At 61.6% G+C, this 26,340-nt stretch carries 25 protein-coding genes; 5 read left to right on the forward strand and 20 right to left on the reverse strand.

Going from position 1 to position 26,340, the window contains the following annotated elements; translation table 11 throughout:
• Positions 1-56: 56 nt before the first annotated feature.
• The 3 genes from feaR to PSFL_RS11830 form a co-directional block, all read right to left on the reverse strand.
• The gene (gene feaR, locus PSFL_RS11820; RefSeq protein WP_115128602.1) at positions 57-1,010 is read right to left on the reverse strand and encodes a transcriptional regulator FeaR; all 954 of its coding nucleotides are present in this window, start codon (positions 1,008-1,010) and stop codon (positions 57-59) included.
• A gap of 108 nt (positions 1,011-1,118) precedes the next feature.
• On the reverse strand, positions 1,119-1,739 hold the full coding sequence (locus PSFL_RS11825) for a DUF3156 family protein (RefSeq protein WP_397470081.1): 621 nt from the start codon (positions 1,737-1,739) through the stop codon (positions 1,119-1,121).
• Positions 1,684-3,183 carry an APC family permease gene (locus PSFL_RS11830; RefSeq protein WP_115128604.1) on the reverse strand — a complete coding sequence of 500 codons (1,500 nt, stop codon included), beginning with the start codon at positions 3,181-3,183 and terminating at the stop codon, positions 1,684-1,686. The genes PSFL_RS11825 and PSFL_RS11830 overlap by 56 nt, the downstream gene beginning before the upstream one ends.
• Positions 3,184-3,399: 216 nt before the next feature.
• Between PSFL_RS11830 and PSFL_RS11835 the strand changes: the two genes are divergently transcribed.
• A complete protein-coding gene (locus tag PSFL_RS11835; protein WP_397470082.1) occupies positions 3,400-4,728 on the forward strand; it encodes a hypothetical protein in 1,329 nt (442 codons plus the stop codon).
• A gap of 226 nt (positions 4,729-4,954) precedes the next feature.
• The gene (locus PSFL_RS11840) at positions 4,955-6,442 is read left to right on the forward strand and encodes an aldehyde dehydrogenase family protein (RefSeq protein WP_397470083.1); all 1,488 of its coding nucleotides are present in this window, start codon (positions 4,955-4,957) and stop codon (positions 6,440-6,442) included.
• On the opposite strand, the gene PSFL_RS11845 is transcribed toward PSFL_RS11840, so the two are convergent.
• Entirely contained in the window at positions 6,443-6,844 is a 402-nt protein-coding gene (locus PSFL_RS11845) for a RidA family protein (protein ID WP_057441680.1), read from the reverse strand.
• Between the two features lie 244 nt (positions 6,845-7,088).
• Between PSFL_RS11845 and PSFL_RS11850 the strand changes: the two genes are divergently transcribed.
• On the forward strand, positions 7,089-8,324 hold the full coding sequence (locus PSFL_RS11850; protein ID WP_397470084.1) for a DUF1835 domain-containing protein: 1,236 nt from the start codon (positions 7,089-7,091) through the stop codon (positions 8,322-8,324).
• On the opposite strand, the gene PSFL_RS11855 is transcribed toward PSFL_RS11850, so the two are convergent.
• A complete protein-coding gene (locus tag PSFL_RS11855) occupies positions 8,321-8,461 on the reverse strand; it encodes a hypothetical protein (protein ID WP_186625956.1) in 141 nt (46 codons plus the stop codon). The genes PSFL_RS11850 and PSFL_RS11855 overlap by 4 nt on opposite strands.
• 302 nt (positions 8,462-8,763) lie before the next feature.
• On the opposite strand from PSFL_RS11855, the gene PSFL_RS11860 reads away from it, so the two are divergent.
• The gene (locus PSFL_RS11860; RefSeq protein ID WP_273866915.1) at positions 8,764-9,837 is read left to right on the forward strand and encodes an L-dopachrome tautomerase-related protein; all 1,074 of its coding nucleotides are present in this window, start codon (positions 8,764-8,766) and stop codon (positions 9,835-9,837) included.
• 180 nt (positions 9,838-10,017) lie between these two features.
• Here the strand turns inward: PSFL_RS11860 and PSFL_RS11865 are convergent, their stop codons facing one another.
• The 13 genes from PSFL_RS11865 to PSFL_RS11925 form a co-directional block, all read right to left on the reverse strand.
• Positions 10,018-10,335 carry a hypothetical protein gene (locus tag PSFL_RS11865; protein ID WP_057441684.1) on the reverse strand — a complete coding sequence of 106 codons (318 nt, stop codon included), beginning with the start codon at positions 10,333-10,335 and terminating at the stop codon, positions 10,018-10,020.
• Between the two features lie 5 nt (positions 10,336-10,340).
• On the reverse strand, positions 10,341-10,502 hold the full coding sequence (locus PSFL_RS11870) for a hypothetical protein (protein ID WP_162947739.1): 162 nt from the start codon (positions 10,500-10,502) through the stop codon (positions 10,341-10,343).
• Positions 10,503-10,597: 95 nt separating this feature from the next.
• A complete protein-coding gene (locus PSFL_RS11875; protein WP_273866916.1) occupies positions 10,598-10,936 on the reverse strand; it encodes a DUF2388 domain-containing protein in 339 nt (112 codons plus the stop codon).
• Between the two features lie 119 nt (positions 10,937-11,055).
• Complete coding sequence (locus tag PSFL_RS11880; protein WP_057444279.1) at positions 11,056-12,129, reverse strand: methyltransferase domain-containing protein; 1,074 nt, start codon at positions 12,127-12,129, stop codon at positions 11,056-11,058.
• Between the two features lie 45 nt (positions 12,130-12,174).
• Entirely contained in the window at positions 12,175-13,623 is a 1,449-nt protein-coding gene (locus PSFL_RS11885) for an adenylosuccinate lyase family protein (RefSeq protein WP_216312260.1), read from the reverse strand.
• On the reverse strand, positions 13,623-15,056 hold the full coding sequence (gene purB, locus PSFL_RS11890; protein ID WP_057441691.1) for an adenylosuccinate lyase: 1,434 nt from the start codon (positions 15,054-15,056) through the stop codon (positions 13,623-13,625). The genes PSFL_RS11885 and purB overlap by 1 nt, the downstream gene beginning before the upstream one ends.
• Before the next feature lie 29 nt (positions 15,057-15,085).
• Complete coding sequence (locus PSFL_RS11895) at positions 15,086-16,072, reverse strand: HOASN domain-containing protein (protein WP_057441693.1); 987 nt, start codon at positions 16,070-16,072, stop codon at positions 15,086-15,088.
• A gap of 39 nt (positions 16,073-16,111) precedes the next feature.
• Positions 16,112-17,107 (reverse strand): HOASN domain-containing protein, encoded by a 996-nt coding sequence (locus PSFL_RS11900; protein ID WP_273872351.1) that lies wholly within the window; start codon positions 17,105-17,107, stop codon positions 16,112-16,114.
• A 187-nt stretch (positions 17,108-17,294) separates the two neighbouring features.
• The gene (locus PSFL_RS11905) at positions 17,295-18,134 is read right to left on the reverse strand and encodes a hypothetical protein (protein ID WP_315492715.1); all 840 of its coding nucleotides are present in this window, start codon (positions 18,132-18,134) and stop codon (positions 17,295-17,297) included.
• A gap of 107 nt (positions 18,135-18,241) precedes the next feature.
• Positions 18,242-19,693, reverse strand: coding sequence for an efflux transporter outer membrane subunit (locus PSFL_RS11910; protein WP_120733587.1), 1,452 nt, complete (start codon positions 19,691-19,693; stop codon positions 18,242-18,244).
• Positions 19,690-22,866: an efflux RND transporter permease subunit gene (locus tag PSFL_RS11915; RefSeq protein ID WP_273866919.1), complete on the reverse strand. Its 3,177-nt coding sequence runs from the start codon at positions 22,864-22,866 to the stop codon at positions 19,690-19,692. The genes PSFL_RS11910 and PSFL_RS11915 overlap by 4 nt, the downstream gene beginning before the upstream one ends.
• Positions 22,863-24,029 carry an efflux RND transporter periplasmic adaptor subunit gene (locus tag PSFL_RS11920; RefSeq protein WP_271043662.1) on the reverse strand — a complete coding sequence of 389 codons (1,167 nt, stop codon included), beginning with the start codon at positions 24,027-24,029 and terminating at the stop codon, positions 22,863-22,865. Before PSFL_RS11920 ends, PSFL_RS11915 begins: the two co-directional genes overlap by 4 nt.
• A 402-nt stretch (positions 24,030-24,431) precedes the next feature.
• Entirely contained in the window at positions 24,432-24,926 is a 495-nt protein-coding gene (locus tag PSFL_RS11925) for a DUF1543 domain-containing protein (RefSeq protein ID WP_057441699.1), read from the reverse strand.
• A gap of 628 nt (positions 24,927-25,554) precedes the next feature.
• Between PSFL_RS11925 and tnpB the strand changes: the two genes are divergently transcribed.
• Entirely contained in the window at positions 25,555-25,701 is a 147-nt protein-coding gene (gene tnpB, locus PSFL_RS11930; RefSeq protein ID WP_397470085.1) for an IS66 family insertion sequence element accessory protein TnpB, read from the forward strand.
• A 41-nt stretch (positions 25,702-25,742) separates the two neighbouring features.
• Here the strand turns inward: tnpB and PSFL_RS11935 are convergent, their stop codons facing one another.
• Together PSFL_RS11935 and PSFL_RS11940 are read right to left on the reverse strand one after the other, a co-directional pair.
• A complete protein-coding gene (locus tag PSFL_RS11935) occupies positions 25,743-26,195 on the reverse strand; it encodes a MepB family protein (RefSeq protein WP_397470086.1) in 453 nt (150 codons plus the stop codon).
• Between the two features lie 36 nt (positions 26,196-26,231).
• On the reverse strand, positions 26,232-26,340 hold a 109-nt coding region (locus PSFL_RS11940), incomplete at its 5' end, for an IS3 family transposase (protein WP_146047486.1).

Here is a 26,340-nt window from a genome sequence, read left to right on the forward strand (position 1 = left end):
CCGCTCCCACACAAGCCCGCTCCCACATTGGGGGTGGGCTGATTGATAAGTCGCGGTCAGGCCATTCCTACCACCTGCTGCAACCGGCTACTGCGAAACGCCTTGGGCGACTGCTCAAACTGCTTCTTGAACGAACGGCTGAAATGCGCAGAATCGGTGAAGCCCCATTTGTAGGCAATCGAGGTGATCGACTCGCTGCGCAGGAACGGGTTGATCAAGTCATCGGCGCTGCGCTTGAGCCGCGCGCGCTGGATGTAGCGGCAGACGCTGTCGTCCTGTTCTTCGAACAGCCGGTACAAATGGCGCACCGAGATGTTCAAGCGGCTGGCCAGGCCCACCGGGCTCAAGCCAGGCTGGCTCAGAGACTCATCAATGATTTTCTGCACGTAGCTGCGCAGGTTGTTGCCCTGCAACGCGGCCACGTCCTCCCGCGGGTCATCGTCCTGCTCCAGGGCCGAGCCCAGCAATGACACAAAGGCACACTGCAGCGCCTCAACCTCGTCCTCGGCACCCTCGCTGCCCTTGCACAACTGGTCCATCAACACATGCAACATGCGCCCGCAGGCTTTGCTGGAGGAGATCTTGCCAAAGGTCTTTGATTGGCTGCCCATCTGCTTGCACACCTGGGTGCGCGGCAATGACAGCGAGACATGCTCGATCAAACCGAATGGGGTGATTTCAATGGAGCCCACCGAGTCCATCAGCAGCAGTTCGCCAGGGGCCAGTTGCACCCGCTGGCCGTTCTGCACGATCTGCGAATAGCCGCTGCGCTGGCTGACCAAAAAGCAATCCTGATCGTTATCGCGGTCGGGGTTGGTCGCCTGGCGCTTGATCAACCCGGCATTGGTACGCAGGCTGGCCAACGACAGGCCGCCGCTGGCGAGCAGGGAGAACTCGCCGATAAACAGCGAGCGGTTGAAGGCCAGTTCGGTGTCGAAGTGGCCGCACATGGCACGCAAGTCGCGGTTCCAGGTGTCGAGCCCCTGTTGTGCACTCTGTTGGATACCCATGGGTGTCTCCACAATGGCTTATTGTTTTTGTCGGGCAATAGTTAACATGTTATCTATATGCGCGCAACAAGTACCTGTCCACCATTGTGTTAGCACTAATGATGCCAATCAGAGCGTGCGCAATACGCGCTGCAAGCCGAGCAGCGCAGCCAGCAGTACATCCCGCTGTTCACGGCTCAGGGCAATGTAGCGTCGGACGGCCGGCATGCGGTTGACCACCTCGCTGCCGCCCATGTGCTCCAGGCGTACGTGCCATTGCTGGGCATGCAGCTCGATGTGCAGGCGCTTGAAATCCAGGGGCATCAATGCCTCGTGCAGGGCGCTGTCCTGTTGCAAGCGCGCCTGCAATTGCCCCAGCAATGCCCCCTCGCCCGCGCGCTGCCGGCAGCAGATTCCAGTTCGTCGAATGGCCCCGCCATGGTGCAATTCAAAGCGTGCCGCGCCCTCTGCCGAGGCGGGTAGGCGCAGGCTGAATTCGGTCATGACCAGGTGCATCAACAACTGCGATTCGGTGCGCTCGCGGATTTCCAGGTGCAGGCTGTCGTCGTCCAGGACGGCGTGCGCCAAAGTCGGCGATACCTGCTCGAAACGCGCCAGCCCGAGGTTGCGCTGCAACTGCCCCAGGGTGCGCCCAGGCTGATAGCCGGCGGGCGCCCGTTGCGCACTGAACAGTTCAGACAGCTTTTGCCGCAGTGCTGACATAGCCGTGGTGAGCATGACCCGGTTCATTGACAAACTCCTTGGCCAGCACGTCTTCCACCGACGCCGGCGTGAATGGATTGACCTTCTGCACCACCAGGGTCCAGAACAGCGCATACACCGCAGTACCGCCCAGCATCACGCCGAACGGGACATAGATATCCGCCGGGTTCATCCCCGGCGGCGTGATAAACCACATGCCCAACAGGATGCCGGCGCTGGACAGCAACTGCGGCAGCGGGAACCACGGCGAGCGATAAGCCCGTGGCAAATCGGGCCGACGAATGCGCAGGATCACCACCGACACCGTGACCAACAGGTAAGCGAAACTCCACGCACACACCGCCGCCAGCACCAGGTGCATGATGTTGTCGGTGTTGCCGCCCAGGTACAGCGCATGCAGGCACGGAATCAGCATCGCCACCAGGATGCACAGCACCGGAGTCTTGAAGCGTGGGTGCAGGTAAGTGAAGACCTTGGGCAACGCGCCATCCACCGCCATGCCATACAGAATGCGTGGCACACCGGCCATCAGGGTGTTGATGGTGGCGGCGCCGGCAAACAGAAAGCCAATGCCCAGCCACAGCGGCCCGATCTGCCCCATCACCTGTTCGGCAAAGCGTGGAATGGCCATGGGTGTGTCCAGCAGATGCACGCCGCTGGCCGCGTCCAGCACCACGTTTTCCACCTGGCGCTTCATCGCTGCGCCATAGATGAACATGCACGTTGCCACGCCCATCAGGCCGAGCATCATTGCCCGGGGCATGACCTTGGCCGACTGGCGCAGGTCCGGCGCCAGCGGGGTGACGAATTCACAGCCGACAAACATAAACATCGCCATGCCCACCAACGACAGCACTGTCACCAGGTCGGTGCCCACCAGGGACTCACCAAACCAGCCGTCCAGTTGCACTGCCGGCGCGGCGATCAGGCCCAGCACGCCAAACACCATCAAGGTGGTCCACATGCCGAAGGTGAGGATGATCTCGGCGCGTCCAAAGGCACTGACGCCAAACACATTGAGCACGCCGAACACCAGCACAAAACCGACACCCAGCAGCCACGAGCCACCGGCGGATTCGGCCAGGGTGTTGAGGTGTTCGAAGTTCACCAGCGCCATGACCCCGGCGAGGATGGTCTCGGCGGTGCCGGCAAACACATGCACGATCAAATACGCCGACAAGGTGCCGGTGATCGCAAAGAAACGGCCCATGCCGCAATTGATGTAGTCGTACACCGAGCCGGTGGTGGGCAGTATCGAGGCGGCCTCGGCGAAGGTCGTGGCCTGGGCCAGCATCATCACCACGGCCAGCAGCATGGCCAGCGCAAACGCGCTGCCGCCGATGCCAAAGCCCATGGTCGCGGTGAGAATCACCGGGCTGGCCATGATCAGGCCAATGGTGCTGGCCAACGCGGTGGGGAAACCCACCGTGCCCCGGTTCAGGTGCGCAGTAAGTCTGTCATTGCTCGACATGGTGCAGATCCTCGAAAGGGATTTTTTAGAAGTGTTTGCACTGTGCGCCCCGCCCAACCTGATCGTCTTGCCCCTGGCTGCCGCCGGTTTTGTTGCTCCCTGCCAGGGCTTACAGCCTGGCGGCCAGGATCAATTACCTGGCACGCAGGTGAAAGACTTGCGCCGCCGACGCTCGCCCTAATGCGCCCTCAACTTAACCCTTGGGGGACTATAACAATGGAGCACACACGCAAAACCTGCCACCTGCGCCCAGCTGTCGGCCTGGGTCTGGCGCTGTTGATTGGCCAACCTTCAGCCCAGGCAATCGAACTGTATGCCGACGACGACACCACCGTCACCGGCAACTTCCTGGCCGTGTACGGCATGTTCAACAGTCGCAAGAACTACGAGGGCAGCCAGGGCGGTTCGACCTGGCGTGAAGGCTTTATCAAGTACGGCTTGAGCGTCGAGCAGACGCTGGGCAGCAACGCCAGTGTGTATGGCACCGCCAACCTGGTGAGTTCCGGCACCTGGGGCGATGGCGATGCCTCCCGCGTGACTGACGGCAGCGAGCGCACCACCAAGTTCGACGAAGCCTTTGCCGGCTGGCGCTCGGGGGACCTGTTGCCGGCCCTGGGCAAGGATGGCCTGGACCTGTCGTACGGGCGCCAGATCATCACCGTGGGCGACGGTTTTATCATCAACGACGATGGCCCGAACCTGGGCAATGGCGTGGCCGACGGTGAGTTCGACCGCGGCGGCGCCTATTACATCGCGGCGCGGCATGCGTTCGACAAGGCGGCAGTGATGCGCCTGGGCGGCAAGGACGGCTTGCATGGCAGCCTGATGTGGATCGAGTCCGACAACCGCGCCCAGGCCCTGACCGAAATGGCCATCGGCACCCTGGAATACAGCGCAGCGCCAGGCACCCTGGGTCTGACCTACCTGCATGGCATCGACGTGGACGAGCGGTTTGCCAACGACCTGCAACGTCAACGCAAGGGCATGAACCTCTACAGCCTGCGCGGCACCGGGAATGCCGGGATCGACAACGCGCACTTCTCGTTTGAATACGCCTGGCAGGACAAAGACCCCGGCCCGGAAAAAGCCTGGTACGCCGAGGCCGGCTACACCTTCGCCGACCTGCCCTGGTCGCCGGACCTGACCTACCGCTATGCGCGCTACTCGAAAAACTGGGATGCGCTATTCGCTGGCTTCAATCGAGGGTTGGGTACCTGGGTCCAGGGCGAAGTGGCGGGCAACTACTCCGGGCCCTACAACAGCAACACCTCGGTGCAGCACGTGGCACTCAAGGTCAAGCCGCTGGACAACCTGACCCTCGGCGCACTGTTCTTCGACTACCAGACTGTCAGCAAGCGCAACATGCTCGACCTGGATGGCCGCGAGCTGGACCTGTATGTCGAATGGGCGGTGAACGAACACCTGATCATCACGCCGTTGATTGGCCTGTACCAACCGGACAAGGACCAGGAGACGGGCGGCAACCAGGTCGGTGGCAACGGCACCAACGTGTATAGCCAGTTGGTGGTGGCGGTGCCGTTCTAAGCCGTGGGTTGCGCCTGAGCCACCGCACTTCCCCTGTAGGAGCGGGCTTGCCCGCGATAGCGGTAGTTCATCCGCCGAATGTATCGACTGACACTCAGCCATCGCGGGCAAGCCCGCTCCCACAGGGGCATGGCAGCCACAGACATACGCCCCGGCAGGCACAGTCAAGCTGTCGCCTGCAGCGTTGGTTAGCCTCGGAGTTTCCCTTTTGATCAGGAACCTCCCCATGAGCGATATCGCGCTGCTGCCCACCGTCGAAGCCTTCTTGCGTCGAGACCACGGCCTGTTTATCGACGGTGGCTACGTCGCCAGCCAGTCCAGCCAGCCCCTGGCGGTGATCAACCCCGCCACCGGCCAGGTCATCGCCACGGTCGCCGACGCGCAAGCCAGTGATATCGAGCTGGCCGTGGCCTCCGCCAGGCACGGCTTTAAACAATGGTCCCAGACCGCCCCCGCAGTGCGCGGTAACGTGCTGCTCAAACTCGCCGACCTGCTGGAACGCCACCGTGAGGAGCTGGCACAGATCGAGACCTGTCAGTCGGGCAAGATCATCCAGATTTCCCGGGCGTTCGAGGTGGACCAGGCCGCGCATTTCCTGCGTTATTACGCGGGCTGGGCGACCAAGATCAGCGGCCAGACCCTCACCCCGTCACTGCCCTCGTTTGCCGGCGAGCGCTACACCGCCTTCACCCTGCGCGAACCGGTGGGCGTGGTGGTAGGCATCGTGCCGTGGAATTTCTCGACCATGATCGCCATCTGGAAACTCGCCTCGGCCCTGGTGACCGGGTGCAGCATCATCATCAAGCCCAGCGAGTTCACGCCGCTGACCCTGCTGCGCATTGCCGAACTGGCGGTGGAAGCCGGCCTGCCCGCTGGCGTGCTGAATGTGCTGACCGGCGGCGGCCAGGTGGGTAAGGGGCTGATCGAACACCCCGGCACCGACAAGGTGTCATTCACCGGTTCGGTGCCCACCGGCCTTGCGGTGGGCAGCGCGGCCATGGGCGCCGGCCTGACCCGCGCGACCCTGGAACTGGGTGGCAAAAACGCCGCGGCGTTCCTGCCCGATGTGAAGCTGGAAACCGCCGTCAACGGCATTATCGAAGCCGGGTTCCTGCACTCCGGGCAAATCTGCGCGGCGGCCGAGCGGTTCTTCGTCCACCGCTCGCAGATCAACCCGGTCATGCAAGCCCTGGCCCAGCGTTTGAGCCGACTGAATATCGGCTCGCCACTGGATGAGCGCACCGAGTTCGGCCCGGTCACCCACCGTCAGCACCAGCTGAAGCTGGAAGGTTTTTTTGCCACCGCCCGCGCCGAAAACAACACGATCATCCATGGCGGCCAGCCAATGGATCGGCCGGGTTGCTATGTCGAGCCCACGATCATTCTCGCCAACAGCATCAACGACACGCTGCTCACCGAAGAGACCTTCGGCCCTATCGCCACGTTCCTGCCCTACGACGATGAGGATGAGTTGCTGGCGTTGATAAACCACACCGCTGGCGGCCTCAGCGCCAGCCTGTGGACCAACGACCTGGGCAAGGCGCTGCGCATGGTCCCGGCGATCAACGCCGGCACGGTATGGGTGAACATGCACACCCTGCTCGACCCGGCCGTGCCGTTCGGTGGCAACAAATCCTCGGGGATTGGCCGGGAGTTTGGCAGCGCGTTTATCGAGGACTACACCGAACTCAAGTCGGTGATGATGCGCTATTGATCACCCCGGGATCAGCGCCTCCGCCTCGATCTCGATCAACCACTCGGGCAGCGACAGGCCGCTGACGATGATCCATGACGACGGCGGCGGATTGTCGGGGAAACGCTCGCGCAGCGCGGCAGCGATAGGCTCCTGCTGATCGCGGGCGGACTCGACGATATACAGGCGCAGCATGATCACATGGGACAGATCGCCCTCGGCCGCGGCCAGGACCTTTTCGATATTGTCCAGGGCGGTGGCGGTCTGCTCGGCGATGCCGGGGCCGACGGTGCGCTCGTCAGCATCCACCCCCACCTGGCCGGACAAGAGAATGCGCCGGCCCTCGCGCACTTCCATGGCCTGGCTGAAACCGTATTGCAGGGAGTTGAAGACTGTCGGGGGATTGATAGTTTTTCGTTGCATGACGACTCCTTGTTGTCTGTAGGAAATAAGGCTACCTCAAGTGTTTTTTCGGCTCTTGGAGAAGTTGCCGATTTCAACATCCAGAAACAGAACACCTTGCAATCCACCCTCCCCCTACCTATATTCGCGCCAGGCGCCATCTACGCCACCTTCCGCGGAAAGGGCTGCGCCCAGGACATGACTGCAGACCTCATCACTACGACTCCCAACCTTAAAGCGGACAAGGTTTGTGCAAGGAGATCGTATGTCGCAACGCCCCGCCTCACCGTCCACTGACGGCCGTATCAACCTTGAGCAGCAGCGCAAGCGCGCCAAGGAACTGTTGCAGCGCCTGAAACACGGCACCGCGCCAACCGAACTGGCGCTGCTTGCCAACCCGCACCCGACGCTTTCCGATGCCCAATGGCTGATTGCCCGGCAACTGGGTTTCAGCAGTTGGCCCAAGCTCAAGGCCCATGTGGATGCAGTGGATTTTGCCGCCAACCACCCCGGTTTCGAAGCCAGCGATGAAGCGCGCACCACCCATTGGCGCTGCGGCAATGATATTGCCCACAGCCTCGGCGTGGCGGGGTTCAAGGGGCGGTTTCGGATGCTCAGCGACCCGCTGTGCATGGGCCCGGTCCAGGCCTTGCCTGGCGAGGCCTACCGGGCGATGCGGGCGCGCTTCATCGGCCAGGCGTTTACCCTGGATGTGGCAGATGCCGCACGCCGCCTGGACGATGAGTACAGCCATCTTGAAGAGCTGGGCAGCGCCGACCACAGCGTGTTGTGGTGCGAAGCGGATGCCTATGACCAACTGTTCCTGATCCGTGCCCTGGCAGGTCTTCAGCACACGCCGGCCAGGCTGGAGTTGATCGCGGTCGACCGCATTCCCGGCGTGCAGCGCTTTATCGGCATCGGGCAATTGGCCCCGCAGGTGTTGGCCTGGCTGTGGCCCCAGCGCCGGCCAGTTGACGAGCCCATGCGCCAATTGGCGCGGCAGGCGTGGGCGGCCTATTGCGACAGCTCGCCCGTGGCCCTGGCACAGTTGGCCCGCAACCCCCACCCCGCCTTGCCCTTGCTGGCCCCGGCACTGCGCCGGCAGTTGCAGGAGTTGCCTGGCGCTCGCGATGGCTTGTCGCTGACCGAGCGCCTGGCCCTGCAGTATCTGGCCGAAGTCGGCCCCACGCCGTTTGCCCGAGTGTTCGCCGAGCTGATGGCCAAGCGTGAACCCCTGCCCTACCTCGGCGACATGATGTTCCATGCCCAGATGCGGCCGCTGATCGACGGGACCTCTCCTTTGCTGACTGAGTCGGATACCCATCTGCCATGGCCTGGCCGCACACTGGCGCTGACGCCCTTGGGCCACCAGGTGTTGAGTGGCAGCGGGTACTGGCCCGATCATGCAAGCCACGAGCGCTGGGTCGGTGGCGTGCAGATCGTACCGGGGCAGCCGCACTGGACGATCGACGACAAGGGCGTGCCAGCCTGGCGGACCTAACGCCCCTGGCTGAGCATCTGCAGGTTCATCGCCACGAGCTTGCGCCGCTTGGACAAGGGCTTGCCGGCGTGTTTATGCAAGGTGCACAGCTCGAGGTCATCCTCGATGACCAGGATGCGTGCGGAAGGAGATGGCATAGGCAGCATATGATAACCGTTCACAATTAGGCCAACTTCTCACCCGGGGAAACATTGCGCAACGAACGTGGCGTATTGGGCTGTGTGAACGCGGATTATCAATATTTTGAAGAAACTGATTGCATCGAACCTGGGCTTTTTCAGTTAAACGCCAGCAATCAAGCTATCTCCTCGTTAGGTCACGTCACCAGATGCAGGAGAATCATCATGTCGAAAGCCACCGTCAGCCAGTTCATGCACACCCTCCATCAACGCCTCACCGAGTTGTGGGATACCTGTGCCCGCGCTGGGGGAGCACGCTCATGACCCGTTTGCTGCTGGGCGCCGCCATGCTGGCACTGCTTGCCGGGTGCGCCACCGTCAAACAGCCCGAGTTGGACGTCGCGGTCCAAAGCTCCGGGCAGATCTGGAACGCCGTAGCGCACTATAGCGGCCGCACGTTTCTCTCTGGGCCACGCTGGACCGGGACCCAGGGGCCACAACTGACGGCGATCGACCAAAATGGCCAGCGCGCTGCCTATCCAAGCGGTGCCTGGAACAGCTGGGCACCAGGGCGGGATGCTGCCAACGTCTTCGTGAATATCAATGCCCTGCGCCTGGAGGGCAACAAACTGTGGGTGGTGGATACCGGATCGCCCGAATTCGGCGGCAACCCTGTCAGCCAAGGCGCAAAGCTGGTGTGTATCGACCTGCCTACAAACCAGGTGGTTCGCACCTACTTCTTCGGGCCAGATATCGCCATGGCCGGCAGCTACGTGGACGACGTCCGCTTCAGCGCCGGCAAGGCCTTCCTCACCGATGCGGGAAATGCCGGCATTATTGTCGTCGACCTGGAGACCGGCGAAGCCCGGCGCGTGCTGAACCAGCATGCCTCAGTGGTCGCCCGGCCTGACCGGGACTTGATCCTCAGCAACCAGGTGGTCAAGGCCCCCAACGGCCAACCCCTGCGCGTCAACGCCGACCCGCTGGAAGTCAGCATTGACGGCGTCTGGCTGTACTATGGCGCGCTGCAAGGCCCGTGGTTCAAGGTGCGGATCCAGGACCTTGCGAACCCGGCCCTGCCCCCGGAACAACTGGCCGCGCGGGTAGAATTCTTTGCCGATATACCGGCAACGGGAGGTTCGGTCATGGATGCACAGGGCAACCTGTACTTTTCCGATCTGGCCCACGACGCCATGCGCGTGCGCCGCCCTGACGGACAGATCGAAACCCTGATCGTGGACAAGCGCCTGCATTGGGTTGACGCGCCCTTCCTGGACAAGGACGGGACGTTGTGGCTGCCCACTCCACAAATGGACCGCGTAGCCCTGTTCAACAAGGGTAAATCCCTGGTGCAGTGGCCCGTGGGGGTTTATCGCTTACCGATACAGCGCTGATCAGCGCGACTGCAGATTGCTTAACGCTTTCACATCCCTTTCACAGTCGGGCGCCTAAGGTGATCCCAGCTCCTAGTGAAAACCTTTAAGCCCGCACTCCCCATCGCGGGCTTTTCTTTGTCTGGGATTTGGCTGAAAGCCGGGTGCCCGGCATCTGCATGCCGGGCCAGAAAAGTGCAACTACAGCAATACCGTAGCCAGCATCCCCAGCGCCCCCAGGCAAAAGCCGATCAATGCGCCGCGCCCAGGTGCCTCATGGAACAGCGCCCAGACCACCACAGGCTCCAGTAGCAGCAAGGACGTGACCGAGACCACGGTGACGATCCAGATATCACCGACCGCCACATACCCCAGCCAATAGGCGCCCAACAGGCAAAGCCCGGCAAAGCACATCAGCACTACAGGCATGATGAATGCCTGCCATGAACCGTCGCCGGCATGGGCCAGCCTGGCGGTGACTACCTCGCTGTAGATTGCACAAAACTCACCGATCACCATCAACCCTAGAGCAAAAACTCCGAGTAGTTCTTTGGACATATCAAAAACTCCTTCGTATTCAGCGCAATGTTTTTCAGCTCCCAGCGCGCGATGCCGCTCACCAGGGAGTTGTTGCAGTGATACGAAGCAGCCTTGAACAGGCCTGAATTACCGAAGTGCTTTTGCATGCTCATGTCCTTCAACGGGTGTGAGTCGGCGCAGCCCCAACTAAGGAGGGCTGGCTCAGATCATACGTTCCGTTGAGCGGCGTGAACAACCAACACTAGAGTGCCGGTATAGATGAGGCCGCGATCGCCAGGGCCAGCTGTGCGTCAGACATCAGCGGCGGCGTGTAGGTCGAGCGATAAAACCTGCTTGCCTGCTCGAACTGTGCACCCCGGATCTCGCCATCGGAGCCAATGAACGCCAGCGCGTCACTTTTGGAGGATTTGAAAAGCTCTGGAATGTAGGAAGTGCCTGCGGTGGCTCCCGAGGTAATCACAAAGGGCGCTACCGAGGTGAGCATGAGCGCCCCCTGGAACGGGTTATTGTTTTCGGCGGCCACAGCGGGGTTGCCAATCGACGCCAGGAGGACGATTGCCAGGGGTTTGCAGAAATCCATGGGTGATTGCTTCCGTGCGTTCAGAGGGGCGCCACGATAACAGAGTTGGGCGGTCCATCACGCAGGTGTCGCAGGAGCATGCCCGGGAACGTGTACCACACGCCCCCGGGCACGCTAGGTCACGGCTTGAGTTCAAACAACGCCGGCATTGGCGGCCATTCGGAAGGTACCTTGCGGAAGTGGCTGAACCCGGCGGCTTGCGCCATCTGCCGTGCGCGCTTCTCGCCCATGAACGCCCCCAGCCCTGCCCCACCGTGGGACAGCGAGCAGGTCATGCAATACAGGGTGCTCTGCGGATACATCACACGACCGAACAGGTTCATGTTCTCGTGAAGCTCTTCGGACAGGTTGAGCTCGACCATCAGGTAGGTGCCGTCTTCGGCCGTCGCGGCGCGCAGGTCCTTGAGCATCTGCTGAGGATCGGTGGCATCGTGGATCACCACAAAGGTGGTCACGAAGTCGAATTGCTGGCCTCGCAAGGCATCCGAATCGTTCACCTCGAATTGCACCCGGTCACCGACCCCGGCTGCCTCGGCATTGGCCCGTGCCAGCTCGATGGAAGGCAGGTGAAAGTCGCAGCCGACAATCCGGGCCTCAGGGTACGCCTTGGCCATGGTGATCGCCGCAAGGCCGGCGCCGCAACCGAAATCCAGGACACTGCCGCCGGTCTTGAGCTTCTCTTCGACGCCGTCCAGGGAAGGAATCCAGTGCTGCACCAAGTAGTGCTTGTACCAAGGCATGGTCATGCGCTCCATGCCTTTCCAGGTTTCCAGCGGAAACGCCTCTTCGGCGCAACCACCACCGTGGCGAAAAGCTTCGATGACCTTGGGCGCCATGCTCACGAACGGCACACTCAGCTGGATGATCCCACCGGCAAAATAGGGCGAGTCTTCATCGGCGAGAACCGGCACAAATTCAGCGGGCATCTGGTAGCTACGGGTTTGCGCGTCATAGGTCACATAGCTGCCGGTGACCATGCTGCCCAGCCATTCGCGCAAATAGCGTGCGTTGTAGCCGGTCTTCTGCGCCAGCTGTTCCAGGGTCACGGCCTCACCGTCGGCCAGTGCCTTGAACAGGCCAAGCTGGTCACCGATGTAGAGCATCGCACCGCGCAGTGTGTTGCCGTAATCCTCCATGATCCGCGCGGAAAACTGCTGGACCTTGGTTTTATCAACTTCCATAACCTTAGACATCTGTCTCTCCTTGATAAGTTTGCAAGCCTGCTCATTGAGCAAGGGTCAGCGGTCCGTCAGTTTGGACAGCACGTTATCGACAATGCGTTCGGACATGCCCAGATGGCTTCTGGGCTCGAACAGCCGCGCCAGGACGCCTGCATCCATGACAGCGACCACCCGGGTATCGGCCTCGATCGCCGTGCGGATCGACACGTGATCGCGCTGGCTCGCCTGGGACACTTCGAAGATGATTTGGTAGGCGCTGCTCTTGCCGAGCTTGCGTGCCATTTCGAACACCACGGCTTCGGTGCAGATCGCATCGCCATAGCCCTGGGCGGTGCATTCCATCTTCTTGACGTTAACGGTCAGCCCGTCGATGGTCTCGGTCAGGATCGAGAGCGCCATCAGCGCATAGTGCGAAACGTCCGCCACCGCACACCACTCCAGGCGCGTGCCACGGTAATCGCGCTCGTGCTCGAGGATCATCGCGTCCAGCGCGAGCACGACCTGAGCCTTGGCCAACCGCGCCAGGACCACGACCTGCTCGCAGCCCTCGGGGTTGCGCTTGTGGGGCATGGTGCTGCTGCCGATCTGCTGATCGCTCCAGCCCACTTCCACCTCGCCGATTTCCCAGCGATTGAGCGTGCGGATTTCGTCGGCCACACGGGCCAGCGATGCCGTGACCATGGCCAAGGTACTGACGAACTCTGCGACACGGTCACGGGATACGTGCCATCCGGTCAGGGGTACTTGCAGCGACAAGCGCTGCGCAAAACGCTCCAGCATGGGCATCGCGTCCGGACCGAACGCCGCCATCGTGCCGACCCCGCCAAACAGCTGCACCACCAGCACTCGCTGGCGGGCCTCAGCCAGGCGCTGGCGGTGGCGCAGCAGTTCATCAATCCAGCCGGCGACCTTCAGCCCGAAGGTGGTTGGCAAGGCTGGGATCGAATGGGTCCTGGCGACCATCAGCGAATCACGGTGCGCATCGGCCAGCGTCGACAGTTTGCCCAGCAAGGTCTCCAGGGCCAGGTCCATCGCGTCGAGGACGTCGCGCATTTCCATGGACTGGGCGGTGTCCTGTATGTCCTGGGTGGTGGCGCCGTAGTGCACGAATTCACGGGCACTCGGGCTGCAGTTTTTTTGCAGGGCGCTCAGCAAGGGCATCAGCGAATGACCGGTGGCAGCCACGCCTTCGGCCAACTGGCGCACATTGATGCCCGACAGCAAGGCGGCTTTTTCGATCTCCAGGGCGGCCTCGAGCGGGATGATATTGACATCGGCCTGGGCCATGGCCAGCGCAGCTTCCACATCCAGCCAGCGCTGCAGGCGGCAGTGACTGCAGAAGATCTTGCGGCTCTGCGGGCCGGCATAGCCTGAACCGTGGGTTTTCGAGTCGAGGATGTGGCTGTGTTCGTGCCGGCACTGCTCGCCGTCATGACCCAGGCCGAGGTGTTCCGAACGAGCGGTGCAAGATGCACGGGCTACCTTTTCCAACATTTGCGAATCCATCACATACCCTCCATCGCGTACTGGGACTGACCGACATTTCCTGGGGTTGCCATCACCGCTTCAAGGCCATCGCTTGAAGACCGGGGTATCGCTTTGTTCGCCACCAATTCGACCATCTGTGCCGCAAGCCCCGTGTAGGTGGTCGGGTCAAGCAGGTCGTCGAGCGCTTGGCGGGTGAAACAGCCGTGCAAACGCTGATCGTTGAGCAGGGCTTCGCGAAAAGAAACACCCGCGCCTTGGGCTTGCAGAGCTATTTCGTGAACCAACTGATGGGCCGTCTGCTTGCCCAGGCGAGGCGCCAGCGCGAGCATGACCCGCTCCGACAGGATCAGCCCGTCCAGCAAATCCAGGTTGCTGCGCATGCGCGCTTCGCGCACGTCCAACCCGGCCAGCAGCACACCCTCCATCCGTGCAAGCAAGGCACCGGCGTAGATGAACAGCTCCGGCAAGGCCGCCCATTCGATGCGCCAGGTGGTGCCGTCACGCTCGTGCAACTGGAACGCCGCATCGGTCAGCGCGAGCATTTGTGCGCGTACCAGCCGCGAAAGCGCGCTGATCAGATCCACCGTCGACGGGTTTTGCTTGTGGGGCATGGTGCTGCTCCCCACCTGCCCTGCCCGGCGGCCTTCACGCACTTCATCTATCTCGGTGCGTTGCAGGTGGTAGATCTCATTGGCGACCCGGCCCAAGGTCGCCGAGGCCTGGACCAGCAGCCAGGCCGCCTCCAGCACCCGGTCGCGGGCGCTGTGCCAACTGCTCAACGGTGCCGCCAGGCCAAGGCTTTCCAGGGTCCGGCGCTGCACCTCCAGGCCCTGTGTGCCCAAGGCTGCCAAGGTGCCCACGGCGCCGGTCAGGTTGCCCACCATTACCCGGGCATACGCCTCATCAAAGCGCTCAAGGTGTCGATCAATTTCATCGACCCACACCGCGACCTTGTAGCCAAACGTGGTGGGCAGCGCTTGCTGCCCGTGGGTCCTGGCGACCATCGGCGTGTGCTTATGCTGCAGGGCGAGCGTGAGCAAATGCCCACGAATCCCCCGCAAACGCTGCAAGACCAGGCCCCAGGCATCGCGAACCTGCAAGATGAGCCCGGTGTCGAGGATGTCCTGGGTGGTCACGCCGTAATGCACGTATTCACCCAACCCATCGGCGCACAAAGCCTCCAGTGCGCGAATGGTCGGCACCAGGATGTGCCCGGTTTCCATGCTCTCGCGCCCCAGTGCGTCGAGGTCGAGCAGCTCCACACTGGCCACCCGGGCGATTTCCCGCGCAGCTTCATGGGGGATGATGCCCATCTGCGCCTGGGTCGCCGCCAGCGCTGTTTCAACATCGAGCCACTTCTGCACCTGATTGGCATCAGAGAAGATCGCGGCAAATTCCGGGGACGAGTAAGCGCCCCCGTGGATACGGGATTCTGATATATGACTCGGCATGTCGGGTTACTCGCGTTGTCCAGGGAGGGCTACTTCACGCGCTGCACTTCTTCCCAGACAGCGTCGTAATAAGCCCTCTCCAGCCGGAAGTGCTGGGCCAGGGACGTCAGGAATGAATTCTGGAACGCGAGGTCCGGAATACGCCGTGAGATCAGCGCCCATTCACGCTTGGCCCGCGGCGGGACAAGGCTGATATGCACTTCGTAGTACTCCGCGTCGTCCTGGCTCAGGCCAGCGTTGCGCAAGGCGTTGTACAACTTGCCGTGGTTGCCGGGAACCACCAGTTCGGTAATGTAGAACACCGCCAGGCCCCAGCCGACATCCGGGTTGCGAAAGCACCGGGCCCGGTTGTTCAGGTAGGCGATCTCTTCGGGCATGGTCGAGATGGCGTCGAAATCGGCAGGCAGGCCCACAGCGCCGAGGAGCTTGGCCAACAGCCGTGGGTGGGAGCGCTGCTCGTCCTCTTCGCCCAGCTCGCCGTAGAGATAACGGCCGAGCGCGGCCGCCTCGTCCACATCGGTGAGGTTGACCAGCAGGTCAGCGGCGTCGCGGTACAGGCGGAAGGTGCGGAACCACTGGTGATGCAGGAACACCTGCAGTTGCTCACGGGAGGCCTTGCCTTCAAATATGTACTGCGACATCGGATGGTTTTCCCGCGACTGCGCGGCAATTTCCTCTTCCAGGCGCTGTTGGAAGCCAGCTTCGGACAAGGGCGATGCCAGGTCCGCAGACGGCATGAAACGCTCTTGCACGCCATAGATGGCATTGGCCAGCCAGCGCCGGGTCGAGGCAGTGGCGACGTCATCGCTCAGCGACAGGATGTACAACAATTGCTGACACTGCGCCGCGTTCGCGGCATCGCCCCGGTGGCCTGATTCGCACAAGGCGCGCAGCATATTGGCGGCAATTTCGATACGGTTGAATGTCGTGTCAGGTTTGAGCGCCTCAGCCAGCAGGCGGGCTTCAGCGGTGTGAATGCTCTGTAATTGCGGCAGCGAGAAATTACGTGGGCTCATCATGTGCTCCATTTTTTTGTTCTAGGGTCGCTGGGAGGATCAGGCGGGCAGGCGTTGTTCCTGCATCTGCTGCCACAGGCTGTCGAAGTAGGCCTTGTTGATTTCGAAGTGACGCTTGAGCGCCCGCATGAACATGCGCTGGAAGCCTTCATCACCGGCGAACTTGGCGATCAGTGCCCACATTTCCTCGGTGTCGATCTCATCCTGGGTGCCATGCAGGCGGTGGAACTCACTGGGCCCCTCTGGCACCTCGAGGCGCTGCAACAACTCGTAGATGCGCCGATGGTTGACGCAACTGACCGACTCGACGGCGTACAGCAACGCCAGGCCCCACGCCACATCGGTGTGCCGCACACAACGAATGCGATTGTTCAGGTAGGCCTTTTCCAGGGGGTGCAGTGCCGGGAAGTCAATCGCCAGCGGAATATCGAAATACTCCATGAGGTGGGCCAGCATCGCCGGGTGGGAACGCTCCGGTGTCTCCGCCCCTGCCTCGCCGTAAAGGTTGCGGTAGAACACCGACGCGTCCTCAATGGCTTCGAAGCGAAAGGCCAGTTCGGCCAGCAGGCTGTAGAAGTTGTAAGAGCGGGTCCAGTGGTGTTCCAGGAAGAAGCGCACGTCTTGCACCGGCGGCGTGCCCTGGAACAGGTGCACCGACATGGGATGATTGACCCGGCTGCGTGCGGCGATTTCAGCATCGACCTGCTTGCGGAACTCATCCGCCGGCAGTGCGGTGAAACTCGGCAGGTCGGCGGCGAATTCATCTTCGACGCGGTAAACCTCACTGGCCATCCAGCGACGGGTCGGCTCGGTGCGCGGCTCGCCGGGAATGTGCAGTTGCAGCAGTGCTGACTGGTAGTGGGCGTAGGCGCCGGCGTCTCCCGACAGGCCTTGCCGGGTCAGCGCGAGCAGCGCTTCCAGCGCGCTGGTGACCTGGGTGTATGGCGCGCCGGGCTTCAAAGCATCAGCCATCAGCGCCGAAGCGATGGTGCACTGATGGGCGTCCGGGCGTTGTTGCAGGGCAGCAGTATCCATTGATAACCCCTTTGATCCTTATTTTTATGATGGTTGCGTACTCGAAAAAAATCCTAAAGGTTCCTCCAGTGGCAAGGTCAACACCTGTAGGAAAATTCTTTTCATTGAGTTGAAACAGCCCGTAACCAGGGCTGCTCGCCCCGCCGATGGCTGACCAACGGCGAGGCGAGGATGCCGGGGGGAGGCTTCAGGACGCGGCGGGAACTGTCACGAGGAAAGGCACGGTACGAATTTTGTCGCCTCCCTTGAATTGAATCCACAAGGCATAAGGCCCCGCATGCGCGGGCTTGGCATGCAGCATCAACTGCGCCGACACTGCGCCTGGGTCGCCATGGTCACCATGACCACCGTGGGCGGCCTGCGCCGCCATGGCGTGCGCATGCACATAGTCCAGCTCATCGGTACTGACGAAAACCGCATGGGCCGCCACACCCAGGTAGGTGTCCAGGTCCTGGGCCGGCTTGCCATCCTTGAGCACGGTCAGCGACATCATGCTTTCGCTGCCGGCACGCAGGGCCGACGTGTCCAACTTGACCGTGTACGGACCATCGCTACCTTGCTCCGGTTTAGACGGCGCCTGGGCCACCGCATCGCTGCCGCCCTGTACTGGTACCTCGAAGCGCACCACCTGCTGGCCAAGCCCGCTCGGCACGGCATCGGCATAGACGTAATAGGTGCCCGGCCGGGGAAACTTCATCGCGACCTTGAAGCGACCATCAGCGCCCAGCTTGGCCGCGTGCTCATGGATAAAGCTGGTGAAATGGCTGTCGGTCGCCAGCACATGAAGGCGCTGGGTCAGTTCTTCGTCAAACTGCACGATCGGTTGCCCGGTGGCCTTGTCGGTAAAGGCAATCGACAACTCACGTGTCAGTGGGCCGGTTTCGTTGACGATCAGCGCGCCAACAGCCTTTTCGCTCTCGCCGGGCAGCGCGAACGTGCCTTTGATGCTTTCCTGGGCTGCCATCGACGGCATTGTCGCCGCGCCTAGCACTGCCAGGCCAACGGTTAGAACCTGCTTGGTATCCATCTGGGTGACTCCTCATTCGATAAATGGTGGCTTGCGACAGGAAATCTGCCACCTGGCCGTTCTTCGCCGAACACTGCAAGCAGCGCGCTTGCGTACAACAACGGTGTCTAACGCAGTGCCGCAGCACCGCTGCACACCTGCCCCGCCTGCTCGCAGATCTGCCAGCCACCGCCCAATGCCTTGTAGATGCCGACCACCGCCAAGCGCTGCTCGGTGCGCGCCACGGTTAGTGCGCGGCGGCTGCTGAAGTCCGCGCGCTCGGCCTCCAGGACGTCCAGATACACCCCCTCACCTTCCGTGAAACGCGTGCGGGCCAACCTCGCCGCCTCACGATTGGCCGCCGCTTCCAGCAGCCGCAAGCCCAAGGTGCTGCCTGCAGCACTGTTGGCCTGGAACGCGTCATCGGTTTCTTGCAGGGCGCGCAATACGGTCTGGTCGTAGCTGATCAATGCCGCCTGGGTGCGCGCCTCGCTGGCGGCGATCCGCGCACGTACGCGCCCAGTGTCCAACAGCGACCAGCGAATGACCGGTGCGATAAAGTTCGACTGCATGCCCGAGTCGCCCAAGGCGCCGAGGCTTCCGGCCAGCAGACCGATGGAGCCCTGCACCTGGATATCCGGATACAAACCGGCTGTTGCCACGCCGATCTGCGCGGTCTCGGCTGCCAGCACCCGCTCGGCTGCGGCGATATCGGCGCGCCGGGCCAGCAAGCCGGCCGGGTCGCCGACCTGCAGGGTGCGCAGGTTCAAGGTCTCACGGCCGGGCCGGGCCTGCGGTGGCTTGAACCCTTGTGGCGCCTGCCCCAGTAATACCGCCAACGCGTTGGTGGTGGTTGCCCGACGTCGCTCCAGGCCAGGCGCTACCGCCTCGACATTGCGCAGCAAGGCCTCGGCACGCAGCCGATCGAATTCGGTGGCGGCGCCTACGCTGACCAAGTGCTCCACCAGGCCCAGGCTGTCGCGCTGGCTTTGACTGATGTCCGCCACCACCGCCTGCTCGGCTTCGACCCCCTGCAGCTCGAACCAGGTTGCCGCGACGGTGGCGGCGACGCTCGCCTGCACGCTGCGCAGCAACGCCTGGCGCGATCCCGCCTGAGCCTGCGCCGCCTCCACCGAGCGCCGGACGCGGCCGAACAAGTCGATTTCCCAGGCGGCATCCAGCGCCGCGCGCGTGGTTTCAAGGGAGCGCTGCTGGCCGAGGGGGGTCTCGACTTCGCTGCGCTGTCGGTGCTCATACCCCAACGCGGCACCGCCGCTGGGCAAGAAGCCCTGGCGGCTCTCGCGCAACATCGCCTTGGCTTCGTCGAGCCGCGCGGCGGCGATGCCGATATCGTGGTTGGCCGCCAGCGCCTGCTGGATCAATTGGCTGAGGGCCGGCTCATCGAACACACGCCACCACTGCACCTCGACATCGCCCGTACCAAGACCGGCAATGGGCGCGCCGAAGCTCGCGGGCCGTTGCGCGGCGGGCAGCACCGGCGCGGAATAATCGGGCCCGACTGCGGTGCAGCCAGCCAGCAGGAGCGACGACACCAGAAACGCTTGATAGGCCAATTTCATGACACGCGCTCCTCCAACTGCAGCTTCGGACTCGGGCCCTTGCGCTGCAAGCGCAGCGCAAGGCTGCGCATCACCACGTAGAACACCGGCGTCAGGAACAGGCCGAACAGGGTCACCCCCAACATCCCGGCAAACACCGCAACCCCCATGGCATGGCGCATCTCGGCCCCGGCGCCGCTGGCAAATACCAGCGGCACCACACCGGCGATGAACGCCAGCGAGGTCATCAGAATCGGTCGCAAGCGCAACTGGCACGCGTGGATAACCGCTTCCAGCGGGTTGGCGCCTTCGGCTTCAAGGCTGCGAGCGAACTCGACAATCAGGATGGCGTTTTTCGCAGCCAGGCCGACCAGTACCACCAGCCCGATCTGTACAAACACGTTATTGTCGCCGTCCACCAACCAAACGCCAATGATCGCGCTGAGCAGACACATGGGCACAATCAGCAAGACCGCCAGGGGCAACAACCAACTGTTGTATTGCGCGGCCAGGATCAGATAGGCCAGCAACACACACAGCGGGAAAATGAACAGCGCCGATGACCCAGCGAGCTTTTGCTGGTAGGTCAAGTCCGTCCATTCATAGGTCACGCCCTCGGGCAGTACCTCCTGTGCCAGGCGCTCCATGAGTGCCACGGCCTGCCCGGAACTGACCCCGGGCATTGCTCCGCCGGAGATATCGGCCGAAGGATAGCCGTTGTAATGAATCACCCGATCGGGCCCGGAACTCGGTGTGACGGTGACAAACGCCGATAACGGCAGCATGTCCCCGGCCGCGTTGCGCACCTGCAGGCGGCCGATGGCTTCGGCCTGCATACGGTGGTCCGCATCGGCCTGGGCAGTCACCTTGTAGGTGCGGCCGAACCGGTTGAAGTCGTTGACGTACAGCGAACCGAGGTAGACCTGCAAAGACTCGAACACATCCGCCAGTCGCACCCCCTGGCTCTTGACCTGGGTGCGGTCGATATCGACATTCAGTTGGGGCGCATTGACGTCCAGGCTGGTCATCAACCCGGCGACCTGACCCGACTCGGTGGCTTTTGTCATCAGCACCTGGGTCTGCTGCACCAGAGCCTGGAGCCCGACCCCACCCCGGTCCTCAACCTGCAGCTTGAAGCCTCCGGTCACTCCAAGACCGGGCACTGGCGGCGGTGGGAATACACCGAGGAAACCGTCGGGAATGCTCGCGAACTTGGCTTGCAGGCGCCCGGCGATGGCGACCGCAGCCATGTCGGGAGAAGTACGCTCCTTGAACGGATCGAGCATAACGAACATTACGGCAGCATTCGGTACGTTAACGAAGCCGTTGACCGACAGCCCAGGGAACGCCACCACGCTTTCGACGCCCGGCTCATCCAGGGCGATTTTCGACATCTGCCGCACCACCGCATCGGTACGATCGAGGGAGGCCGCATTGGGCAACTGGGCGATACCGACCAGGTAGTACTTGTCTTGCATCGGCACGAAGCCCGCCGGTACAGCGTTGAAACCAAACCAGGTCAGCGCCAGCAAGCCGCCATACACCAACAACGCCGCGCCGCGACGACCCGCGACCTTGCGCACCGTGTTGCCATACGCCTGCGGTGCCCGCTGGAACGGCCGGCTCAGCACTTGCACCAGATGCGCGGCGCGACCGCGCAGGCTGCGCGGGTCATGCACCACTGCAGCGTCGCGCGGGCGCAGCAACAGGCCGGCGAGTGCCGGGCTGAGGGTCAAGGAGTTGACCGCCGACAGGATCGTGGAAATCGCGATGGTCAGCGCGAACTGCCGATAGAACTCACCTTGCAAGCCACTGAGGAAGGCGGTGGGGATGAACACCGCAGCGAGTACCGAGGTGATCGCAATGATCGGCCCGGTGACCTCGCCCATCGCTCGCCGCGCAGCTTGCGTCGGCTCCTCACCGTTCTCGATATGCCGCTCGACGTTCTCGACCACCACGATTGCATCGTCGACCACAATCCCGATGGACAGGACCAGGCCGAACAACGACAGGGTATTGAGGGAGAAACCCATCAGATGCATGACCGCAAAGGTGCCGATGATCGACACCGGCACGGCCATCAACGGGATCAGCGATGCACGCCAGTTACGCAGGAACACCACCACCACGAGGACCACCAGCAGGATCGCTTCCATCAGGGTGATGGCCACTGACTCCAGCGATGCACGCACAAACACTGTCGGGTCATAGGCAATCCGCGACACCATGCCCTCGGGGAAATTGGCCTCCAGGCGCTGCATGGTATCGCGCACCGCTTGCGCCACATCCAGTGCGTTGGCGCCCGGGCTCTGGATGATCTGCAGGGCAACGGCCGGCTCGCCGTCCAACAGGCTGCGCAGCGCGTAGGCATCGGCGCCCATTTCGACACGGGCCACATCGCGCAGACGCGTCACCTGGCCGTTATCACCGGTGCGGATGATGATGTCGCCAAACTGCTCCTCGTCCGTCAGGCGCCCGAGGGTATTGACCGTGACCTGGAACGCCGCGCTGGAGTCAGGCGCCTGGCCGACCGAGCCGGCCGCCACTTGCACGTTTTGCTCACGCACTGCGGTAATTACATCGCCTGCGGTCAAGCCACGGGCGGCGATCAGGTCCGGGTCGAGCCACAGACGCATGCTGTACTCGCCCGCCCCCCACACCAGCACGTCGTTGATCCCCGGAATCCGTGACAGCTCGTCGCGCACCTGGAGGTAGGCATAGTTGGAGATGTAGAGCGGGTCGTAACGTTGGTCGGGCGACAGCAGGTGGACCACCATGAGGATGTCCGGGGAGGTCTTCTGCGTAACCACGCCCTGGCGCTGCACCTCTTCGGGCAAACGCGGCAGGGCCCGCGAGACGCGGTTCTGCACCTGGATCTGCGCCATGTCCGCGTTGGTGCCCTGGGCGAAGGTCGCGGTGAGGATCATGCGGCCATCGGTCGCCGATTGCGACGTCATATACAGCATGCCCTCGACGCCCGTGATCACCTGCTCAAGGGGCGCCGCCACCGTCTCGGCGATCACCTGAGGGTTGGCGCCCGGATAAGAAGCCGTCACTTGCACCGTGGGCGGTGTCACGGCGGGGTATTCGCTGAGGGGCAAATGAAAGAAGGCCACGATGCCGGCGATCATCATTAACACCGACAGCACGATGGCGAAGATCGGCCGGTCAATGAAAAAGCGTGGGAAGCTCATTGCACGCCCCCCAACACCAACGGCGCATCCAACGGCGCCCCATCAATCCTGGCGGCCAATGGCGTCACCTGCATGCCGGGGCGCACCAGCCCCTTGACGACAATGCGTTCACCCGGTTGCAGGCCCTGCTCAATCACGCGCAAGCCGTTGGCCATCGGCCCCAGTTCGACGGGACGGTATTCGGTCTTGTCGTCTGCGCCGACCACCAGCACATAGCGGCGGCCCTGGTCAGTGCCAATCGAGTGGTCGGCCACCAACACCCGGGGTTGCGGCGCGCCGGTGTCCAGCTTGACCTTGGCGAACAGCCCCGGCGTCAGGCGCCCATCCGGGTTGTCGACCACGGCACGCGCACGCACTGTGCCGGTCTTGCGGTCGGCCGCATTGGCCAGGAAGTCCACCCGCCCGGCGCGTGCATAGCTTGCATCGTTAAGCATCGCCACCATGACCTTGGCGGCCTTTTCCCCTTTCGACGCAGCAACCTCCCGAGTCGCGGCAAGCGAGCGCAGATAGGTGCGCTCGTCGACATCGAAATACACATGCAGCGGGTCGATGGAAACGATCGTCGTCAGCGGCGTCACCCCACGGGTGACGTAGTTGCCCTCGGTGACAAGGGCACGGTCGACACGCCCGCTGATGGGCGCAGTGACGCGGGTGTAGCTCAAGTCCAGTTGTGCGGCATCCAGCGCGGCCTTGGCGGCGTCGACCTGAGCCCTGCCGGCATTCAACGAGGCGATGGCGCTGTCGAGACGATCCCGCGCCACCACCTTTTTGGCGAACAGTTGCTCAGCCCGACCATGCTCGGCCTGGGCCAGCAATGCATTGGCCTCAGCCTCACGCAAACGGCCCTTGGCAGCGTTCAGCGCCGCCTGGAACTCCCGTGGGTCGATCATAAACAAAAGGCTGCCCTTGGCCACGGATTGCCCTTCAGGCACGCTGACACTTTGCAGATAACCACTGACACGCGGGCGCAACTCAACCTGCTCAATCGCGGTCAAGGAACCGGTGTATTCAACAAACGGAGTCACCGGCTGCGCAACCACCTCGGCCACCGGCACACCAGGCGGCTTGGCGGCATCGGCCGCGGGCGCGCTCTCTTTACAGCCACCCAGCGTGAACACGACAGCTATCGCCACGGCGACCAGGGTTATGCGCTTGCCGTACATCGTGTACCTCCTTGTAATTTTCAGGACAAACCAACACTGGAGATCTTATCCGGCTTGCCATGAGGGGAAGGTCAAGTGTTATGAAAATGGCAAGGAGAGGCTGGCAGTAGTCAGGGCGGGACGCAGCGTGAAGCGAGATGTTTGATGTGGGGGGCAGGCCTGATTGGATTTGTTTGCTTCTGCACTGGCATGTGTTTCTTCACATATGCCGCGTGGGTCTATGTGACCCCTCATCTAGTGACTTCTTAGACTTTCCGGGGGGTACCTGCCGGCCGAACACGAACTACCAAATTGCCCACGATTCGGGGCACTTGTCGTATGGCTGCGTTCGGCCAAAAGTGGCCGCTCATTACGTAGGAAATTCGGGCGATTCAGCAGATGACGTGTTGAGCTAATCAAACGTTACGACAAAACAATGTAGTCATTGCGCTGAATGATGCCGTCGTGTGGTCCCTCGACCAAATGAACGTATCGTCCTTCTATCGCATCAATCGGCAAACAGTCGTCCACATCCAGCACACCATCAGTATGGGCCTGGACCCAGTGCTTTAAAATCTCGCGTTTACCGAGGCTCATCGCCTCCCGCTTGTCTTTCGCAACTATCAGGGAATAGTGATGCGCTTCACCAAAGGATTTAACTTCATACCCGCCTAAATTGATAAAGTACAAACGCATTGATCCAGGGCGGGGAGCTAATTCACTTAGTTCTAACTTCCAGCCTGCAACTCCATCAACTGCCATCCATGCATCAATATGAAGGCCTACAGGAGATCCAAACCAACTCTGTCTAAGCTGAGGATATGCATCCTCTAAGCTATCAGCTAATACGAAGGCTATATCATGGACTTCAATTTTCGCTCTAGGATGTTTTCCGCCTAACATTACAATAAAAAGCATTATTCGCCCTGCTATAAATTAAAAATGGAACAGCTCAAATAATTGCGGGCCATATTATCATGTTTTAAACACCATTAACATCGCACCGACAATTGCACGCAAGTCAAAAAATTAAAGCAACAACCTAATAAAACTCATATAAAAACACCTCCTACAAAGCCATGCGTAAATGCTGATAAAGGATCAAAGAATGTAATTATACAGGTCTCAGTCAGGCCTCTATAGGCATCGAGTAGGCGTTCAGGGGGAACATTTTCGGGGGCTTCACCGCCTCCAGAACACGTGCGCAAAGACCTGTGGTCGATTCAGAAAGTAGTAAAGTCCGGAGACGAGGACTCACAGGACCAGCCCTCCTGGTAAATATTCACACCCTAACTGAAGGTGCTGCAGCCCTTCGTGAAGGGCAGGTTAGCGTCGTTTGCCGCCGGTCAGGCGTAAACTCAACGCGTGATCGGTGATGGGTTGGAACATCTAAGCCCGTAGTCCCCAAAACACAGGCAGTACAGCACCACGATTCATCCGTGGACTCGCTCAATGATCCGCATCGATTCCATCTGGATCGCCACCGAGCCGATGGACATGCGTGCCGGTACCGAGACCGCGTTGGCTAGAGTTATCGCGGTGTTCGGTGCGACGATTGAACCAAGGCAAGTTTCACTGGCCAGGTATCCGGCACGGATCGGACGTCGAACTCGACAAGGAACAACTTCAGGCCTTGATACTGGGCTTGCCTTGGCAGCGGATAGGCGCGGGCGGCTCGATCACAGTGCTTTAGCTGCCATTACCCAGAACGCTCAAGAATGACGAATAAGGATCTTAAACTTCAAAGAGCCGACGCACCTGCACGGAATCGGCGTTACCGCTTTGTTCAAGAGGAAGAAAGTAACGTAGTTGCCATTGCTGTGTCCTAACGGCCTGTTTGGCGACTGGTTTGACCCAAGGTGGATAAACGCGGATAGCGCGCTTACCGCCTTTACCGTTAATCGCCATGATGCCCTTTGATGCCAGTATCTTCTGGTCGAAAACAAACTGTCCGCGATGCGTTGCATCGAACACACTCACCACAACAAAGGCTACGCCATCATCGATATCGAGAGGTGCAATGATGCCGCCTGACGTCGGGCGCTTCCATATTGTGACGAACTGTCCAATCTTCGTCGGCGTTGTTTTAGCCACACGGAAGACAATGGTGTGTCCGTCGAGGCCAAAGCGGGAGGCACCATACTCGGCACTCTCAGCCTCGCGTATAGCCAGATCCGTCAATTGCATTCCCGCCGGCGTGTACACTGAATCGCCCCGGATTCTCTAGACACCTTGCAAGCTCATTGCGTAACGCTTTTCAAACTCTACCGGTGACAGTTGATTGTTGAAACCATGGCGGCGTTTTGGGTTGTAGAACATCTCGATGTAATCG

The organism is Pseudomonas sp. DD1 (assembly GCF_044510355.1).
Taxonomy (GTDB): Bacteria; Pseudomonadota; Gammaproteobacteria; order Pseudomonadales; family Pseudomonadaceae; genus Aquipseudomonas; species Aquipseudomonas shahriarae.

What these genes read in the sequence shown, in the direction of transcription:
- feaR (WP_115128602.1), bottom strand. Translation starts at nt 1,010, where the DNA reads ATGGGTATCCAACAGAGTGCACAACAGGGGCTCGACACCTGGAACCGC.
- PSFL_RS11825 (WP_397470081.1), bottom strand. Translation starts at nt 1,739, where the DNA reads ATGAACCGGGTCATGCTCACCACGGCTATGTCAGCACTGCGGCAAAAG.
- PSFL_RS11830 (WP_115128604.1), bottom strand. Translation starts at nt 3,183, where the DNA reads ATGTCGAGCAATGACAGACTTACTGCGCACCTGAACCGGGGCACGGTG.
- PSFL_RS11835 (WP_397470082.1), top strand. Translation starts at nt 3,400, where the DNA reads ATGGAGCACACACGCAAAACCTGCCACCTGCGCCCAGCTGTCGGCCTG.
- PSFL_RS11840 (WP_397470083.1), top strand. Translation starts at nt 4,955, where the DNA reads ATGAGCGATATCGCGCTGCTGCCCACCGTCGAAGCCTTCTTGCGTCGA.
- PSFL_RS11845 (WP_057441680.1), bottom strand. Translation starts at nt 6,844, where the DNA reads ATGCAACGAAAAACTATCAATCCCCCGACAGTCTTCAACTCCCTGCAA.
- PSFL_RS11850 (WP_397470084.1), top strand. Translation starts at nt 7,089, where the DNA reads ATGTCGCAACGCCCCGCCTCACCGTCCACTGACGGCCGTATCAACCTT.
- PSFL_RS11855 (WP_186625956.1), bottom strand. Translation starts at nt 8,461, where the DNA reads ATGCCATCTCCTTCCGCACGCATCCTGGTCATCGAGGATGACCTCGAG.
- PSFL_RS11860 (WP_273866915.1), top strand. Translation starts at nt 8,764, where the DNA reads ATGACCCGTTTGCTGCTGGGCGCCGCCATGCTGGCACTGCTTGCCGGG.
- PSFL_RS11865 (WP_057441684.1), bottom strand. Translation starts at nt 10,335, where the DNA reads ATGGTGATCGGTGAGTTTTGTGCAATCTACAGCGAGGTAGTCACCGCC.
- PSFL_RS11870 (WP_162947739.1), bottom strand. Translation starts at nt 10,502, where the DNA reads ATGCAAAAGCACTTCGGTAATTCAGGCCTGTTCAAGGCTGCTTCGTAT.
- PSFL_RS11875 (WP_273866916.1), bottom strand. Translation starts at nt 10,936, where the DNA reads ATGGATTTCTGCAAACCCCTGGCAATCGTCCTCCTGGCGTCGATTGGC.
- PSFL_RS11880 (WP_057444279.1), bottom strand. Translation starts at nt 12,129, where the DNA reads ATGTCTAAGGTTATGGAAGTTGATAAAACCAAGGTCCAGCAGTTTTCC.
- PSFL_RS11885 (WP_216312260.1), bottom strand. Translation starts at nt 13,623, where the DNA reads ATGGATTCGCAAATGTTGGAAAAGGTAGCCCGTGCATCTTGCACCGCT.
- purB (WP_057441691.1), bottom strand. Translation starts at nt 15,056, where the DNA reads ATGCCGAGTCATATATCAGAATCCCGTATCCACGGGGGCGCTTACTCG.
- PSFL_RS11895 (WP_057441693.1), bottom strand. Translation starts at nt 16,072, where the DNA reads ATGAGCCCACGTAATTTCTCGCTGCCGCAATTACAGAGCATTCACACC.
- PSFL_RS11900 (WP_273872351.1), bottom strand. Translation starts at nt 17,107, where the DNA reads ATGGATACTGCTGCCCTGCAACAACGCCCGGACGCCCATCAGTGCACC.
- PSFL_RS11905 (WP_315492715.1), bottom strand. Translation starts at nt 18,134, where the DNA reads ATGGATACCAAGCAGGTTCTAACCGTTGGCCTGGCAGTGCTAGGCGCG.
- PSFL_RS11910 (WP_120733587.1), bottom strand. Translation starts at nt 19,693, where the DNA reads ATGAAATTGGCCTATCAAGCGTTTCTGGTGTCGTCGCTCCTGCTGGCT.
- PSFL_RS11915 (WP_273866919.1), bottom strand. Translation starts at nt 22,866, where the DNA reads ATGAGCTTCCCACGCTTTTTCATTGACCGGCCGATCTTCGCCATCGTG.
- PSFL_RS11920 (WP_271043662.1), bottom strand. Translation starts at nt 24,029, where the DNA reads ATGTACGGCAAGCGCATAACCCTGGTCGCCGTGGCGATAGCTGTCGTG.
- PSFL_RS11925 (WP_057441699.1), bottom strand. Translation starts at nt 24,926, where the DNA reads ATGCTTTTTATTGTAATGTTAGGCGGAAAACATCCTAGAGCGAAAATT.
- PSFL_RS11935 (WP_397470086.1), bottom strand. Translation starts at nt 26,195, where the DNA reads ATGCAATTGACGGATCTGGCTATACGCGAGGCTGAGAGTGCCGAGTAT.